This window comes from Rhodococcus sp. OAS809 (assembly GCF_040546695.1).
In the GTDB taxonomy this organism is placed as follows: domain Bacteria; phylum Actinomycetota; class Actinomycetes; order Mycobacteriales; family Mycobacteriaceae; genus Rhodococcus_F; species Rhodococcus_F qingshengii.
Window position 1 is genome coordinate 4,390,953 of the sequence record NZ_JBEPOI010000002.1, and the last position, 14,766, is coordinate 4,405,718.

The following is a 14,766-nucleotide window of genomic DNA, read 5'->3' on the forward strand; positions in this document are numbered from 1 at the left end:
CGAGTTGCGCACCACCCATACCGCGCGTGGCACGTTGTCAGAATGCGTCTTCCTCGAGTTCCATGATCTCGTTGTCGAGGGAACCCAGGATTTCTTTGGTCGACGCCAGGACGGGCAGGATGTTCTTGGCGAAGTACGACGCGATCACCACCTTGCCCCGATAGAACGACCGGTCCTTTGCCGACGCGTCACGGTCCAAGGCTGCCAACGCGACTTCCGCTTGCACCAACAGGCGCCATCCGATGAGCAGGTCGCCTACCGCGTACAGAAAGCGCACCGAGCCGAGGCCTATCTTGTACAACTCGGAGGGTTGGTCCTGGGAAGCCATCAGATACCCGGTGAGCGTCCCGGCCATCTCCTGCACGTCGGTCAAGGCGGTCTCGAGTAGGACTCGCTCGGCCTTGAGTCGACCGTTCCCGGCCTCACTGTCGATGAACTCTCGTATGCGACCGGCTACGTGAGCGAGCGCAACGCCGCGGTCGCGTGCGATCTTTCGAAAGAAGAAGTCCTGCGCCTGGATTGCCGTGGTGCCCTCGTACAGGGTGTCGATCTTGGCATCGCGGATGTACTGCTCGATGGGGTAGTCCTGAAGATAACCGGAGCCGCCCAGGGTCTGCAGGCTCTCGGTGAGCAGTTTGTAGGCCTTCTCGGAGCCGACGCCCTTGACGATCGGCAGCAGCAGATCGTTGATCCGCGCCGCCAATTCGGCATCCGCACCCGAAACCAACTCGGCGACATCGGCATTCTGGTGTGCAGCGGTGTAGAGGTAGACCGCTCGGAGGCCTTCGGCGTAGGCCTTCTGCATCGCCAGGCTGCGTCGGACGTCGGGGTGGTGCGTAATGGCCACGCGGGGCGCGGTCTTGTTTGTCAGCTCGGTGAGGTCTGCGCCTTGAATTCGTTCTTTTGCGTACTCGAGGGCGTTGAGATAGCCGGTGGACAGTGTTCCGGTAGCCTTGGTGCCCACCATCATTCGAGCATTCTCGATGACCTGGAACATCTGGGCGATACCGTTGTGGACATCACCCACGAGCCAGCCGACGGCAGGAACGTCCGTCGCTCCGAAGGTGAGCTCGCAAGTCGGGGAAGACTTGAGGCCCATCTTGTGCTCGACGCCGGTGACGTACACACCGTTGCGCTCTCCCAGTTCAAGTGTGTCCGAGTCGAAATGGGACTTCGGAACGTAGAACAGGCTCAAACCTTTGGTTCCTGGACCGGCTCCCTCGGGCCGGGCAAGCACCAAGTGGAAGAGGTTCTCGGCCGTGTCTCCGACGTCACCGCCGGAGATGAACCGCTTGACGCCCTCGATGTGCCACGTGCCGTCCTCCTGCGCGATTGCCTTTGTTCGGCCTGCGCCTACATCGGATCCCGCGTCTGGTTCGGTGAGCACCATCGTCCCGGCCCATCCGCGCTCGAATCCCTCTTTGGCCCAATGTTTTTGCTGTTCGTTCCCGATGGTGTAGAGCACGCTCGCCATCAGTGGACCCATGTTGAAAAAGCTTGCGGATCCGTTTGCCGCGACCAACATTTCGCCGATCGCCCAGACCAATGGCGCGGGAGCAGGAACGCCACCCATGCCTTCCGGTAGACCGAGTCGCGACCAACCGGCCTCGTTCACCGCCTCGACCGTCTTGCGCAGAGGTTCCGGGACAACGATGGCGTGATTGGGTGCGTCGAATTCGACAGGGTTTCGATCCGCGTCGGCGAAGGACGCGGCGACCGGGCCTTCTGCCAGCCTCGATACTTCCGCAAGAATGTTGCGCACAGTGTCGGTGTCGAGGTCCCCGTAAGCGCCGGCATCCAGCAGTTCGCCGATCCCGAGTACCTCGAACAGATTGAACTCGATATCACGCACGTTGCTTTTGTAGTGACCCATTGTTCTCCGACCTTGGTTCGTCAGCAATACGATTCGTCAGCAGATACGGCTCGTCAGCAGTACACAAGAAAGCCTGCCCCACAAGGAATTCAGTACGCAACCGTAGGTAGAGACGAGTGCCGTTGCTACAAAGTAGCGCCGAGTCGCTCTCAATGAAACATTCACTCGTACAATTGGTTTCCGCTGGTGGGGGCGCATATCAGTCGCGTAGCGTCCTCTACGATCAAAGCAGCTGCGCACCAATTGAAGTGCCCGTCCGCACCTTCGGCATCATACGCATTCGGTGTGATCAGTGAACATGCTGATCGGTCGACCAAGAGCGCCTCTCGTTGGTAGCCGAGACGTTCCTCGACCGGCGTGTAGAGCCCAGTTCTGTCTCGTGAGCCTTTGGTATCGGTCAGAGGGTGAGTAGCACTTTGGTGGCGCGCCGCTCGTCCATCGCCCGGTAGCCTGCGGCGGCGTCCTCCAACGGGAGAGTGAGGTCGAAGACGATGCCTGGGTCGATCTGGTCGGTCATGATGAGCTCGATCAGTTCGGGTAGGAATCGCCTGACCGGCGCGGGACCGCCGAGCAGGCTCACCGTCGCGAAGAACAGGTTCATGCCGTCGAGTTCGACGCCGTGGGATACCCCGACGTAGCCGACATGTCCGCCGGGGCGGGTAGCTCCGATAGCCTGCATCATCGATTCTTGGGTACCTACGGCTTCGACGGTCGAGTGGGCGCCGTAGCCGCCGGTGAGTTCCTTGATCTTCGCGATGCCCGCGTCGCCCCGCTCTTCGACGATGTCGGTGGCGCCGAATTGTGTGGCGAGTGCCTGCCGGTCGGCGTGACGTGACATGGCAATGATCCGCTCGGCGCCGAGTTGTCTGGCAGCGAGGATCGCCAAAAGTCCGACTGCGCCGTCGCCGACGACGGCGACCGTTTTGCCAGGTCCGGCTTCCGCAGCTACTGCGGCGAACCAACCGGTGCCGAGTACGTCGGAGGCTGCAAGGAGGCTGCGGGCCTGCCGCTCGGTCGGCTCTCCGTGGACAGGGACGAGGGTGCCGTCCGCGAGCGGGATGCGAGCGTATTCGGATTGGGTGCCGACCGAGCCCATCATGACCTGGTGGATACAGCGAGACTGAAAGCCGGCCTCGCAGATTTCGCAGGTGTTGTCCGACGCGACGAACGAGCCCACGACGAAGTCCCCAACTTCGATGTCGTTGACGTCGGGGCCGACCTGTTCGACGACGCCCACGTATTCGTGTCCCATCGGCGTCGGGCCATTCAGCTCTTCGATGCCGCGGTACGGCCAGAGGTCGGAACCGCAGACGCAGGTGGCTGTAACGCGAATGATCGCGTCGGTCGGTTCGACGATCACCGGCGCTTCGATCTCTTCGACCCGGACGTCGCCGGGGGCATGCATGACGACAGCGCGCATGACGTGGCTCCTCACCATCGGTTTTCTCGTGTCACTTCAACCTGATCACGATTTGGCGGCGCGCGGGAGTCCCGCGCGATAGTGGTACTGCGAGGGACTCCCTCGCTACCGGTCACTGACTTACGCTCGATGGCATGGACGATCGAGCGCAAGTACGCGAATTCCTGACCTCGCGGCGCGCCCGAGTCACGCCCGAACAAGTTGGACTTCCGGCCGGATCGAACCGCCGCGTGGACGGTCTACGTCGAAGTGAAGTGGCAACCCTCGCCGGCGTGAGCGTCGAGTACTACACGAGGCTCGAGCGCGGAGCGATCAGCGGCGCATCGCCGGGTGTACTCGACAGTATCGCGAAGGCCTTACGACTCGACGACGCCGAGCGCGCCCACCTTTTTGATCTCGCGCACGCGGCAAGCCCGGTAGCCAGACCCCCGCGTCGGCGAAATGCGAAGGGCTGGAAGCCCCATCAGAGCCTGCAGTGGGCGCTTGATGCAGTCACCGCGGGACCCGCTTTCGTGCGGAACGGTCGCATGGATCTTCTTGCTGTCAACCCACTCGCGCGTGCGTTTTACAAGGACCTGTACGACATGCCGGGGCAGCCCCCGAACATCGCGCGCTTCACGTTCCTCGACGATAGGGCTTTCGAGTTTTATCCGGACTGGAACGAGTTTGCCGAGGTGACCGTCTCGATTCTGCGAACCGAGGCCGGGCGAGATCCTCACAACAAGGAATTGCACGATCTGATCGGTGAACTCAGCACTCGGAGTGAGGAATTCCGGCGTCGGTGGGGCGCGCACGACGTCCGCCATCACGGCACCGGATTCAAGACTTTTCACCACTCCGCCGTGGGGGAGCTGACGCTTGCCTTCGAAGGTTTGGAGATGGCCGCCGAGCCGGGGTTGACGCTCACGATCTACACCGCAGAGCCGGGATCGCCGTCCGCGGAACGGATGCAGTTACTCGCCTCGTTGGCAGCCAGTGAGAATGCGGACTCTTCGCCTCACGTGTCGGAGCGGTCGCTGACGGACGGCTGACGAACTGCGCGACGGTTGATCGGGTCGTCAGTTGACGACTTCGACGGTGGTGCGCTTCGTGCGTTCCTTGCGCAACAGGATCATCAGCGGCAGAAAGTAGAGAGCGGCAACGCCGGTGCCTACCAACACCGGCCCAGTGGCACCGAGACTCGAGGCGAACGCGAACCCGGCGATCCAGGAGCCGACCGCGGTGCCCAGATTGAACGACGAGGTGCTGAGAGCAGAAGCCATCGTCGGCGCCTGATCGGCATAACGCACAGCCATCCCGATCAGGATGGGATTGGTCGACATGCCGAATAGTCCCAGCATGACTAAGAGAATCACCGTCACGATCACGTTGTGCGAGAAGAGGCAGAGCGCCCCGAGCACGAGAAACGTCATCGCTGCCGAGACGAACAAGACGCCGTACTGATGCTTCGCACCGAGTCGACCGCCGAGATTGGAGCCGACGAACGCACCGAGTCCGTAGCCGACAAGCACTAGCGGCACTGCCGACGCAGCAAGTCCCGTGTTCTCGGTCAACAGCGGAGAGATGAAGCTGTACGCCGCCAGCGACGACCCGCACACGACGGCGCAACCGGACAGAACGAGCCAGATGCGTCCGTCCCGTAGGCTCGCGATCTCCGCTCGCCAGGACGGCACCGCACCGGAGTCGGTGTCGGCGGGTACCAATCGGTGGACGACGGCCGCGGCAACGAGTGCGAGGGCGGCGAGGGCCCAGAAAGGACCACGCCACCCGATGCTCTGACCGGCCAGAGCGCCGAGCGGAACACCGATGACGTTCGCGAGCATGCCTCCGCCCAAGACGATGCCGAGCGCGCGCGAGGAAGACGCCGGGCCGGCCGCTTTTGCTCCGACCACTGCGGCGACTGCCCAGAATGCGCCCGTCGCCACGGCTGTGAGGAAGCGGGCGCCGAGAATGAGTCCGAAGTTGGACGAGAGCGCGACGATGACGTGTCCGATCGCGAAAACAACCAGCGCCGAGCTCAAGGTCACGCGTCGAGGAACCCTGAGTGTCAAGATCGCCATCGCCGGCGTGCCGACGATCATTCCGATCGCGAAGACGGTGATCATCAGGCCGACGTTCGCGATCGACGTACCGAGGTCACCCGCGATCTCGGGAAGAATGCCGGCGACGACGAATTCGGTTGTACCCATCAAGAAAACTCCGACGGCCAGCACGTAGATCACGAGCGGCAGGCGGCCGGTTTCTTCGACGGTCGGGGCGGAAATCATGAGGTGGTCAGTTCTCTTTCTGTTGACGACGCGCATGTCGTGGCGCACCCGTCCAGGGCATCACGCCTGTCGCCTGCGAGGGAGTCCCGGTCGTTGGGGGTACTCGAAGGGACTCCCGGTGTGGCCGATTGCGCGCTACCGTCGGCGCAAAGACTGCCTGAACCCGGGAGGCGCGCCCATGACACGACGACAGATCCGGGGGCTCGGCGCCGCCGTGCTTGTCTCGGCCTTGATGACTGCTTGCAGTACCGAGGACGCTGAGGGGCCCGGTCCACAGGCAAGCACGACAACACGATCGGCGCCCGCCGCGGCCTTCGGTGAACCCGAGACCGTCGCCGACGGCTTGGACGCGCCCTGGTCGATCGCATTCCACGGCGATACACCACTAGTCAGTGAGCGCGACAGCGCGCGAATCCTCGAACTCGACGCCGGCGGAAACAGCCGCGAGGTGGGAGTCGTCGACGGCGTCAGCCCAAGAGGTGAGGGCGGTTTACTAGGGATCGCAGTACGTGAAAACCGCCTGTACGCGTACTTCACCGCGAACGGGGAGAACCGGATCGAACGCTTCGACATCATCGGTGCTCCGGGGGAATTCGCGCTCGGGCCGGCCGAGACGATTCTCGACGGGCTCGCTTCGGCCAACTACCACAACGGTGGTCGCATCGCGTTCGGCCCGGACGGGATGCTGTACGTGACCGTCGGTGATGCCGGTAGTCGAGACAGAGCTCAGGACCTCGACTCGATGTCCGGGAAAATTCTGCGCATGACTCCGGATGGTGATGTGCCGCAAGATAATCCATTTCCGAACTCGTTCGTCTACAGCTACGGCCACCGCAACTCCCAGGGCATTGCCTGGACCGAGGACGGCACGATGTACGCCAGCGAGTTCGGGCAGGACACCTGGGACGAACTCAACCGGATCGAAGCAGGCGGAAACTACGGGTGGCCCGAGGTCGAAGGGATTGCGGGTGAAGACGGATTCATCGACCCGCTCCAACAATGGTCACCGGATGATGCCAGCCCCAGCGGAATCGCCATCCACGACGGCTCGATCTACATTGCCAACCTTCGTGGTGAGCGACTCCGCATTGTGCCGTTGGCTGACCCCGCGACCGCCGATGAGCAGTTCGTCGACGTATACGGGCGCCTCCGTGACGTTGTAGTCGCACCGGACGGGTCGCTGTGGATACTGACGAACAACACCGACGGTCGTGGCGACCCCAACCCCGGTGATGACCGCATCCTTCGCGTGCCGTTGCGCTGATGTCGATTTCCGGCGAACGCAGTACTTCCAGCCCGAGGGTCCTGGCCGAAGCCTGTGATTCACTAATATCTTTACGACAGGTGCGCCGGGTACGGATCGGAGAGACAGCATGGGGACTTGGGGTTCAGGACCTTTCGACAACGACGTAGCGGGCGACCTGCTCAGCGCAGTACAGGCGGGTGACTACGACATCGACGATTACGCTAGCCACCCCGATGGCGGTTATCTCGATGCCGATGATGCTCAAACAGCAATCGCCGTCGCCGAGATTCTTGCGGTTGCGCACGGCGTTGCGCCGAAGCCTGTGCAGCTGGATGGAATTGACGCCGCCGGGTACGTCAGCACCTTGAGCCCGGAGCAGAAGAGTTGGGTCCTCTCCGCACTCGAGCGTGCAGTTTCCGACAGCGACACTTCGGAGTTGTACGAGTTGTGGGAAGAGAACGGTCCGGAAGACCTCGCAGCTTGGCGGGCACCGATCCTGAGCAGATTGGCCACCCTCAAAACGGTGGGGTAAGCGTCACTCGTCTGCAGTCCCTTGCTTACTCGGAGTTCGACGAGGACAGACTCCCCTTGACGTACCGGGTGGTGTCGTCAGCGAGGATCTCGGCGAGCCCGCTTTCGATACCGTCCAGTGCTTGCGCGGCGACGTCGGCAGGATCGATCTTCTGTTCGGCGGGTACGCCAGCGGCCATGTCGGTATCCATGTATGCGACATGCAGTGCCGATACGGAGATTTTGCGCGGCGCAAGTTCTTCTCGAACGGCGTCGGTCATCGCCCAGGCCGCTGCCTTCGACGACGCGTAAGACCCGAGCGCGGCTGGATGGAACCAGGACAGCACCGACAGAACGTTGAGTATTGTTCCGCCGTCGTTGTTTTCGATGACGGGAGCAAACGCCCGGGTCACGGCGAGCGGGCCGTAGAAGTTGACGTCCATCTCTCGTCGAATGTCATCGATGTCGCCCCCGATCAAGGGCGCCGAGGTAGAGATACCTGCGTTGTTGACCAGCAAGGTCACATCCGATGCGATTTGCGCGGCGGCGGTTATCGATTCGGCGTCCGTCACGTCCAACCTCAGGGGGATGACGCCGGGTAGATCGACAGTTTCCGGATTGCGCGCAGCCGCGTACACCTTTGCGCCGCGCTCGACGAGTCCCGCAGCCAGATGGCGTCCGAGCCCGCGATTGGCTCCTGTGACGACCGCAACCGTCTTGTTCAGGTCCATGATTCTCCCAGAGTTGTGATTGCTCGTGACGTTTAGATTATGAATCAAATCTAAGTGTCGGCTAGGATAGATGTCAAGTGAAATCCAAACTGGAAGGCGTTGTGATGGGCCGCGTATCGCAGCAACAAGCGGAAGAGAACCGTCGGCGCGTCGTGGAAACCGCAGCCCGACTGTTCCGAGAGAAGGGCACTCACCTCAGCGTCGCCGACCTGATGAAGGCGTCGGGGCTGACCCACGGTGGCTTCTACAAGCAGTTCGCGTCCAAGGACGCTCTCATCGACGAAGCGACCACCCACGCCTTCAAGGAACTGGCTCAGCTGCATTCTGCGGGACTCGAAGAGCATGCAGGGCAACGTGACTCCGCCCGAAAAGCTTTGATCGATACCTATCTCTCGGTGGCGCATCGCGACAACCCGGCAGACGGATGCCCCGCTGCTGCGCTCGCCGCCGACATGGCGCGCGAGCCTGCAGACAGCGAGGCCCGTCGGGTTTACACGGAGGGAGTGGGGGATTTTGCCGCAGCTCTTGCCGACGACGAAGCTGTCGGTCTCCTCCGGCTCTCCACCATGCTCGGTGCACTGGTTCTTTCGCGAGCTACCAAGGGTTCCCCGCTCTCCGAGGAAATTCTCGATTCCGCGCGCGTCGAACTGATCAGAGGGCTTCGAGAGCCGCTGTCATCTTCTTGACGGTCTCGGGTGCCCCTGGCCGCGAATCCCGCTTTCACGAGGTCCAGTGCTCGCGGTTCCGAGAGTCGGACTCTCGATATGTCGATTGAACGCTCTAGTTGATTCCGACGACTTCCTGGGCGATCGCTGCGAGTCTTGCCTGGGCAGCGGATACGACGCCGTGTCGGTTCTTGTGCGCTTCCTCGTACGCAACGATGTCCCGCACCTGTGCGGCGTCGGTCAGTTCCTTCACGGCGGAGACGGCTTGGGTGACGTTGAGTTCGTCGAAGTCTTCGATGGGAAGTTCAGTGGGGTCGAGTAGCCCACTCGACTTCCGTACCGAACGGAAGACGTCGGCGGCACCGTCAGCACCTTCTCGGCGAGTGACCTTCTCAGCCGTGGCGATGGCCGCATCCCTACTGGCCGAGAGTGTTTTCACAGTCACGTCACCGGCATATGCGCCCCAGCTGATCAGCTCACCCAGTACCGGCGGTGAGGTGCGAACAGCGTCGATGGCACGGTCGAGACTGCGGGTGGACCAGGAGACCGGAACGTTGACCAGCCGTATCGCCGCGCCGGTGGCAGCTTGCATCGGTGTGCGGCGCAAAGCTGCCGGTCCACCGAGTGCCTCTTCGGCCAAGACAGTCGTGAGCCAGTCCACGGTCGCGGAGTGTGCAGCGATGAGGCGGTCGGCCAACGCCGCGACGGTCTGATCGCCGCCGGCAGTGGCCAGGGCCTTGAGGTAGCGGGAGCGGTCGAGGAGTTGATGTTCGAGCGCAAGGTCTCCCAATACCGCTTCGTCGAAGGGCTGAGCCTGTTCGACCATCGCTTTCACTCCGGCTGTCGCGCGTCCGAGGAACGGACCGACCAATTCCGGCACGCCCCCCAGATCGCGAACAGTGGACTCTATGGAACTCGCCCTTTCACGGCCGTTCTCTGCGTTTTCCGTCAATTCGCGTCGAACAGCCTCGGTTCTGGCCTGTGCGACGCGCGTTTCGGCGACCTGGATCTCGGTGTGCGTCAGACCGAGGAGGATGCGTAACTGGGTGATCAAGGCGGACGTGGTTTCGGAGTTGCTCATATCGGGGTCGTCCCTTCGTCGGTGCGTGCTTTACGTGATGTTCAGCTTCTGCTCGACGAGTGCTCCGCGGGTCGCGGAGCCACCGCCGCTACGCGGGCTACCCCGACCTACCGCGTAGTAACCACAACGAACAAGTGGGGTCGACGCACCGAGATCGTCGGCGCCAGGACGAGTGAGATCCCGGCCACCCCGAGGTTTCGATTTCTATTCGGCGGGAAGGAGGCATGTGCAGTGCATCCATCCAGAAGCCCACGAGAAACTGCGTCACCTGAGGAGTATCGATATGCCGGACCAGTACGCAATGCAGGACCCGACCACGCGGTTCCCCGCTCCTGTGCGTGAGCGGCAGGCGGAGATCGCACACCCCGGTCTCACCGCAGACATGATTTCTCCTCCCGACCACGGTGAAAACACCTATCGAGGGAGCGGTCGACTCGAAGGAAGGCGTGCGATTGTCACCGGAGCAGATTCGGGCATCGGACGTGCGGTCGCGATTGCATTTGCCAGAGAAGGCGCGGACGTTGTCCTGAGTTATCTCGACGAGGAAGAACAGGACGCTCGGGAAACCGCTCGCTGGGTCGAGGAGGCAGGTCGCAAAGCCGTCTCGGTGCCGGGAGATCTCCGAAGCGAGGAACATTGTTCTGCTTTGGTCGAAACCGCGGTGCGTGAACTCGGCGGACTCGACATCTTGGTGAACAACGCCGCGTTTCAGATGGTGCAGATGGGCGGCATCGCCGATATCACCACCGAACAATTCGACCGTGTGATGAAAACCAACCTCTACGCACTATTTTGGCTCTCCAAAGCAGCGATCGCGCAGATGGAGCCCGGATCGACGATCGTGAATACCTCGTCCATCCAAGGTGCGTCCCCGTCGCCCGAGCTGCTCGATTACGCCACGACAAAGGCGGGCATTATCGACTTCACCAAGGGGCTGGCCGCCGATGTCGCACGGAAGGGAATCAGGGTCAATGCCGTTGCACCTGGACCGATTTGGACGCCACTGATTCCGGCGACGATGCCCAAGGAGAAGTTCGAGACGTTCGGGGACGACGTTCCGCTCGGGCGGGCAGGTCAGCCGGCCGAGCTTGCTCCCGCCTATGTATTTCTCGCCTCTGGCGAATCCAGTTACACCACTGGGGAAGTCATCGGCGTGACGGGTGGAAAACCGCTCACCTGACTACCCTGGTCGCAACCGGGTGGAACTACAGCCGCGACTTCTGCACCTTTCCCGTTGGAGTCAAAGGTAGCGCCTCGATGAACTCGACTGCATGGATGCGCTGGTAGGGAGCCACCTTCTCACTCACGTATTCCACGAGTTCGGATGCCGAAACCCTGGCCGCGCCCGGCGATCTTACGACGAAGGCCACCGGGATCTGCCCGACTTCGTCATTGGGCCTGCCGATCACCGCACTCTGCGCGACGCCGGGGTGGGAGCACAGCACCTCCTCGAGCTGAACCGGATATACGTTGTACCCCTTGTAGATGATCATGTCTTTGCTCCTGCCGACGACATACAGATTTCCATCGCTGTCGAATCTGCCCAAGTCGCCGGTCTTGAGCCAACCGTCACGAAATTGGAGCGCGGTCAGTTCGGGTGCGGCGAAGTACCCGGCGGTGACTTGCGGTCCACTCGCCCAGATCTCGCCCACTTCACCGGCTGTGACTTCCTCTTCGGTTTCCATGTCTCGCAATGATATTCGCGTGTCGAAGATCGGTAGGCCTACGCTGCCGATCGGTGATCGCGCATCTGGGTTGTTGAGTTGATTGGTGAGAATGGTTGTCGCCTCGCTGAGTCCGTAACCCTCGATGACCTTCGCGTTCGAGAATGTCTCGCCCATGCGACGCAACGTGGTCGTGTCGATGGGTGCAGCACCTGAGAACACCGAACGCACCGAACTCAAATCGTGAGTCGATTTGGTCGAGGCCTCGAGGAGTAGGTGGTAGAACGCCGGTGCGCCGATCAGTCTGTCGATCTTGTGGCGCTCGATGGTTGCGAGGTACTCGTGAGGATCGAACCTGCCGAGTACGAGGGTGGTGGTACCGGCAAGTACGTGATTGCACTGTCCGACGAGAGCCAGTCCGTGAAAATACGGTGCGACGACGGCAATGACGCCCTCGCCCATTCGCTCCGAATTCTCGTGTACAGCAGTGGGTACCGGAACCATCCGAATGCCACCGTCTTCGTCGCTTTCCGGAAGAGACGAGCTACGCCACGCTGTGGTCTGTATCGTGCTGGCCACCAGATTGCGGTGCAGAACCTGAACGCCCTTCGAGCGGCCCGTGGTGCCACCGGTGAGCTGAAGATGTGCGACGCCTTGTGAACTCGCCAGTTTTCGGGTGAGGACCGGCGACTCGAGAAGATGAGAGAGATCGACGTCACTGATTGCGCTGTCTTGCGACGGGCAGCTCGCCGGGGCCGCAGCGGTCGGGGGAGCGACGACGGTGAATTCGAGCCCCGAGTTCTGTGCCGCACGGAATGCCGCCACACTGGACGGGTGAACCACCGCGGCACGAGGCGAGAACTCTACCAACAATTCTCGCAGTGTTTCCGTCGGCTGAGTGTGGTTGACCGGGCATGCCACGGCGCCGGCACACAGAATTCCGAAGTAGGCGACCGGGTACCACAGGGAATTGGGCATCAGGAGAACTACACGATCGCCAGGTCGAATGCCCCTGTCGGACAGTCCTTGTGCTATGCGGAGCGCGTGATCGTGGAGTTCGATGAAAGTGAGAGCCTGGCCGCCGTCCCGTAGGGCAATACGATCTCCGTAGGCGCGTGCCGAACCGGCGAGAACAGCGTCGAACGCAACGTCGGGATACTCGAGAGATACTGGCATGAAGGGCATTCCGTGCACATCTACTCCTGACGTAGTTAACCTGCCTGCATGGTCGCGGCGAGCTTCGGCCGCGTGTCGAAAGTGGGAGCGTGCTTTTCGCGAATGAGAACTTCCTGAGTGACCGTGGCAACCAAAACCCCGGTGCGGGTCCAGAATTCGCCACTGGACAGACCCCGTCCGTCCCCCGACGTAGGGCTGCGTTGAACGAACAGCAACCATTCGTCGGTTCGGCAAGGGCGGTGGAACCACACGGCGTGATCGAGTGAAGTGAGAAAGAGCTTCTGGGATGGACTTCCACCGCCGATCAGATCGAGATGACCGAGGGCGGCGGTTCGCGCCAGCGTGAGGTCCGAGCAGAACGCAAGTGCGGCGGCGTGCATCCCGTTATCGCTCGATACTTCACCTGCGATGCGAATCCACATGCGGCGGTCCCTGCCACCGCCGTGGTCGGCAGCGTCGTCGTCGGCCGAATCTCCGCTGATCGGGCGCACCTGCACTGCCTGGCGAATGGCCGAGGACGTGATGCCCGACCAGAATCGATCAACGGATTCGCTCTTTGCCGGAATTGATTCCGGTGTGGGAACGTGGGGCATCGCAATATGGCGATCGGGTCCGAGTTCCTCCTTCTTGAAGGATGCGGTCAGTGAGAGCAGCGCATTGCCGCCCTGGAAGGCGGTCACCTCTCGTAGTGCATAGGTGCCACCGTCTCGGAGGATTCGCACTCGGTACTGCACCTCGGCGCCCGGTCGACCCATGGACAGGAAGTACGCGTGAAGCGAGTTCACGTACCGTACAGGGTCGACGGTGCGGTGCGCAGCGAGCAGGGCCTGCGCGACGACATGGCCGCCGTAGGCGCGATCTGGGCCACCGGCACAGCAGGTTCCGCGAAATTCGGGTGCCCCGCCGTATGCAGTGCCTGCGTGAGTGAGCTGCAACAGTTCGTCCATCGGGGCTCCTATCGGCTCAGGGATTTCGCGATGATCGTTTTCATGACTTCGCTGGTGCCGCCGTAGATTCGCGGCACCCTCGTGTCCGCGTACAACCGTGCGATCGGGTATTCGAGGATGTACCCGTAGCCGCCGTGCAGTTGTAGACACTTGTCGATCACGCGGCCTGCCATCTCGGTACAGAAGAGCTTGCAGATCGCAGCGTCGACGGCACTCAATTCGCCGGCGTCTTCGAGTGCGACGGCGTGATCGACCATTGTCTGACCTGCGGCGAGATCCGTAGCGCATTCGGCAAGAACGAATTTGGTGTTCTGGAAGTCTGCGACCGGTTTTCCGAAGACTCGTCGGTCGCTGGTGTAGGAAACCGCGTGGGCGATGGCAGCGGCTGCGGTGGCGCACCCTCCGGCCGCCATGGCGAGGCGTTCGCGGGGCAGGTTCTGTCCGAGGTAGCTGAAGGCCGCTCCTTCCTCGCCGAGTACATCGGTGACCGGTACCCGGACGTTGGTGAACGAGACCTCGCAGGTATCGCTGAATTTCAAACCGATCTTGTCCAATCGGCGACCAACTTCGAAGCCGGTGGATTCGGTGTCGACGACAAACAGCGAGAGCCCGCCTCTGCGATTCTCACCTGGGTCGCCGGTACGGGCGACCACGACCATGTGTGTCGCCTGAGAGGCGTTGGTGATAAAGGTCTTTGCGCCGTTGAGGATGTAGCTTTCTCCGTCGTCGGAGAGCTTCGCGGTGGTGCGAATGGCGGCCAGATCCGAACCCGTCCCCGGCTCGGTCATCGCCACGGCAAGCACGGCCTGCCCACTCGCACAGGCGGGCAGCCAGCGCTTCTTCTGATCCTCGTTTGCGAGAGTGAGCAAGTAGGGCAGAACGATTCCGGCGCTCGCGTGGTAGTTACCCAATGAGACACCGGCCAGCGCGGCTTCCTCTCCGATGATCATCAGATAGCGGTAGCTCGTCGCCCCCGCGCCGCCGTATTCCTCCGGGATGTCGAAGCCCATGACTCCCAATTCTCCGAGCTTGCGGTAGAACTCGCGTGGCGCGTAACCCTGTTCCTCCCACTTCGCGAACTCAGGGACGACCTCCCTGTGTAGAAAACCCCGGAACACCTCGCGAAAGGCATCGTGCTGATCGTCGAAGATTGTGCGCTTCATGGGAAGTCTCCTTGTTCCGCGGA

Annotated in this window: 13 protein-coding genes; 5 read left to right on the plus strand and 8 right to left on the minus strand. The window is 62.0% G+C overall.

Annotated features, from left to right (window positions below; translation table 11 throughout):
• Window positions 1-37: 37 nt before the first annotated feature.
• Both ABIE52_RS23375 and ABIE52_RS23380 read right to left on the minus strand, forming a co-directional pair.
• Window positions 38-1,873, minus strand: coding sequence for an acyl-CoA dehydrogenase (locus tag ABIE52_RS23375; RefSeq protein ID WP_192712691.1), 1,836 nt, complete (start codon window positions 1,871-1,873; stop codon window positions 38-40).
• Between the two features lie 397 nt (window positions 1,874-2,270).
• Window positions 2,271-3,293, minus strand: a complete 1,023-nt coding sequence (locus tag ABIE52_RS23380; RefSeq protein WP_030537173.1) for a zinc-dependent alcohol dehydrogenase family protein — start codon at window positions 3,291-3,293, stop codon at window positions 2,271-2,273.
• Window positions 3,294-3,427: 134 nt separating this feature from the next.
• Between ABIE52_RS23380 and ABIE52_RS23385 the strand changes: the two genes are divergently transcribed.
• Complete coding sequence (locus tag ABIE52_RS23385; RefSeq protein ID WP_064689072.1) at window positions 3,428-4,324, plus strand: helix-turn-helix transcriptional regulator; 897 nt, start codon at window positions 3,428-3,430, stop codon at window positions 4,322-4,324.
• 27 nt (window positions 4,325-4,351) lie between these two features.
• Here ABIE52_RS23385 and ABIE52_RS23390 read toward each other — a convergent pair whose 3' ends face one another.
• Window positions 4,352-5,560, minus strand: coding sequence for an MFS transporter (locus ABIE52_RS23390; protein ID WP_192712692.1), 1,209 nt, complete (start codon window positions 5,558-5,560; stop codon window positions 4,352-4,354).
• Window positions 5,561-5,738: 178 nt separating this feature from the next.
• On the opposite strand from ABIE52_RS23390, the gene ABIE52_RS23395 reads away from it, so the two are divergent.
• Both ABIE52_RS23395 and ABIE52_RS23400 read left to right on the plus strand, forming a co-directional pair.
• The gene (locus ABIE52_RS23395; RefSeq protein ID WP_192712693.1) at window positions 5,739-6,824 is read left to right on the plus strand and encodes a PQQ-dependent sugar dehydrogenase; all 1,086 of its coding nucleotides are present in this window, start codon (window positions 5,739-5,741) and stop codon (window positions 6,822-6,824) included.
• Window positions 6,825-6,933: 109 nt separating this feature from the next.
• The gene (locus tag ABIE52_RS23400; RefSeq protein ID WP_099697237.1) at window positions 6,934-7,338 is read left to right on the plus strand and encodes a DUF4259 domain-containing protein; all 405 of its coding nucleotides are present in this window, start codon (window positions 6,934-6,936) and stop codon (window positions 7,336-7,338) included.
• Between the two features lie 25 nt (window positions 7,339-7,363).
• On the opposite strand, the gene ABIE52_RS23405 is transcribed toward ABIE52_RS23400, so the two are convergent.
• Complete coding sequence (locus ABIE52_RS23405; RefSeq protein WP_007735616.1) at window positions 7,364-8,047, minus strand: SDR family oxidoreductase; 684 nt, start codon at window positions 8,045-8,047, stop codon at window positions 7,364-7,366.
• A gap of 77 nt (window positions 8,048-8,124) precedes the next feature.
• On the opposite strand from ABIE52_RS23405, the gene ABIE52_RS23410 reads away from it, so the two are divergent.
• A complete protein-coding gene (locus tag ABIE52_RS23410; RefSeq protein WP_007735618.1) occupies window positions 8,125-8,733 on the plus strand; it encodes a TetR/AcrR family transcriptional regulator in 609 nt (202 codons plus the stop codon).
• Between the two features lie 94 nt (window positions 8,734-8,827).
• Here the strand turns inward: ABIE52_RS23410 and ABIE52_RS23415 are convergent, their stop codons facing one another.
• Window positions 8,828-9,793, minus strand: a complete 966-nt coding sequence (locus ABIE52_RS23415; protein ID WP_047272359.1) for a DUF8129 domain-containing protein — start codon at window positions 9,791-9,793, stop codon at window positions 8,828-8,830.
• 283 nt (window positions 9,794-10,076) lie between these two features.
• Between ABIE52_RS23415 and ABIE52_RS23420 the strand changes: the two genes are divergently transcribed.
• On the plus strand, window positions 10,077-10,973 hold the full coding sequence (locus tag ABIE52_RS23420) for an SDR family oxidoreductase (RefSeq protein WP_007735622.1): 897 nt from the start codon (window positions 10,077-10,079) through the stop codon (window positions 10,971-10,973).
• A 25-nt stretch (window positions 10,974-10,998) separates the two neighbouring features.
• Here ABIE52_RS23420 and ABIE52_RS23425 read toward each other — a convergent pair whose 3' ends face one another.
• The 3 genes from ABIE52_RS23425 to ABIE52_RS23435 are packed head-to-tail and all read right to left on the minus strand — an operon-like array spanning window position 10,999 to window position 14,743.
• Window positions 10,999-12,633, minus strand: coding sequence for a class I adenylate-forming enzyme family protein (locus ABIE52_RS23425; protein ID WP_354541544.1), 1,635 nt, complete (start codon window positions 12,631-12,633; stop codon window positions 10,999-11,001).
• Window positions 12,634-12,668: 35 nt separating this feature from the next.
• Window positions 12,669-13,580: an acyl-CoA thioesterase gene (locus ABIE52_RS23430; protein ID WP_192712695.1), complete on the minus strand. Its 912-nt coding sequence runs from the start codon at window positions 13,578-13,580 to the stop codon at window positions 12,669-12,671.
• A gap of 8 nt (window positions 13,581-13,588) precedes the next feature.
• Window positions 13,589-14,743, minus strand: a complete 1,155-nt coding sequence (locus ABIE52_RS23435) for an acyl-CoA dehydrogenase family protein (RefSeq protein WP_192712696.1) — start codon at window positions 14,741-14,743, stop codon at window positions 13,589-13,591.
• Window positions 14,744-14,766 lie beyond the last annotated feature (23 nt).

What these genes read in the sequence shown, in the direction of transcription:
- ABIE52_RS23425 (WP_354541544.1), bottom strand. Translation starts at nt 12,633, where the DNA reads ATGCCAGTATCTCTCGAGTATCCCGACGTTGCGTTCGACGCTGTTCTC.
- ABIE52_RS23395 (WP_192712693.1), top strand. Translation starts at nt 5,739, where the DNA reads ATGACACGACGACAGATCCGGGGGCTCGGCGCCGCCGTGCTTGTCTCG.
- ABIE52_RS23430 (WP_192712695.1), bottom strand. Translation starts at nt 13,580, where the DNA reads ATGGACGAACTGTTGCAGCTCACTCACGCAGGCACTGCATACGGCGGG.
- ABIE52_RS23375 (WP_192712691.1), bottom strand. Translation starts at nt 1,873, where the DNA reads ATGGGTCACTACAAAAGCAACGTGCGTGATATCGAGTTCAATCTGTTC.
- ABIE52_RS23390 (WP_192712692.1), bottom strand. Translation starts at nt 5,560, where the DNA reads ATGATTTCCGCCCCGACCGTCGAAGAAACCGGCCGCCTGCCGCTCGTG.
- ABIE52_RS23380 (WP_030537173.1), bottom strand. Translation starts at nt 3,293, where the DNA reads ATGCGCGCTGTCGTCATGCATGCCCCCGGCGACGTCCGGGTCGAAGAG.
- ABIE52_RS23415 (WP_047272359.1), bottom strand. Translation starts at nt 9,793, where the DNA reads ATGAGCAACTCCGAAACCACGTCCGCCTTGATCACCCAGTTACGCATC.
- ABIE52_RS23400 (WP_099697237.1), top strand. Translation starts at nt 6,934, where the DNA reads ATGGGGACTTGGGGTTCAGGACCTTTCGACAACGACGTAGCGGGCGAC.
- ABIE52_RS23435 (WP_192712696.1), bottom strand. Translation starts at nt 14,743, where the DNA reads ATGAAGCGCACAATCTTCGACGATCAGCACGATGCCTTTCGCGAGGTG.
- ABIE52_RS23405 (WP_007735616.1), bottom strand. Translation starts at nt 8,047, where the DNA reads ATGGACCTGAACAAGACGGTTGCGGTCGTCACAGGAGCCAATCGCGGG.
- ABIE52_RS23420 (WP_007735622.1), top strand. Translation starts at nt 10,077, where the DNA reads ATGCCGGACCAGTACGCAATGCAGGACCCGACCACGCGGTTCCCCGCT.
- ABIE52_RS23385 (WP_064689072.1), top strand. Translation starts at nt 3,428, where the DNA reads ATGGACGATCGAGCGCAAGTACGCGAATTCCTGACCTCGCGGCGCGCC.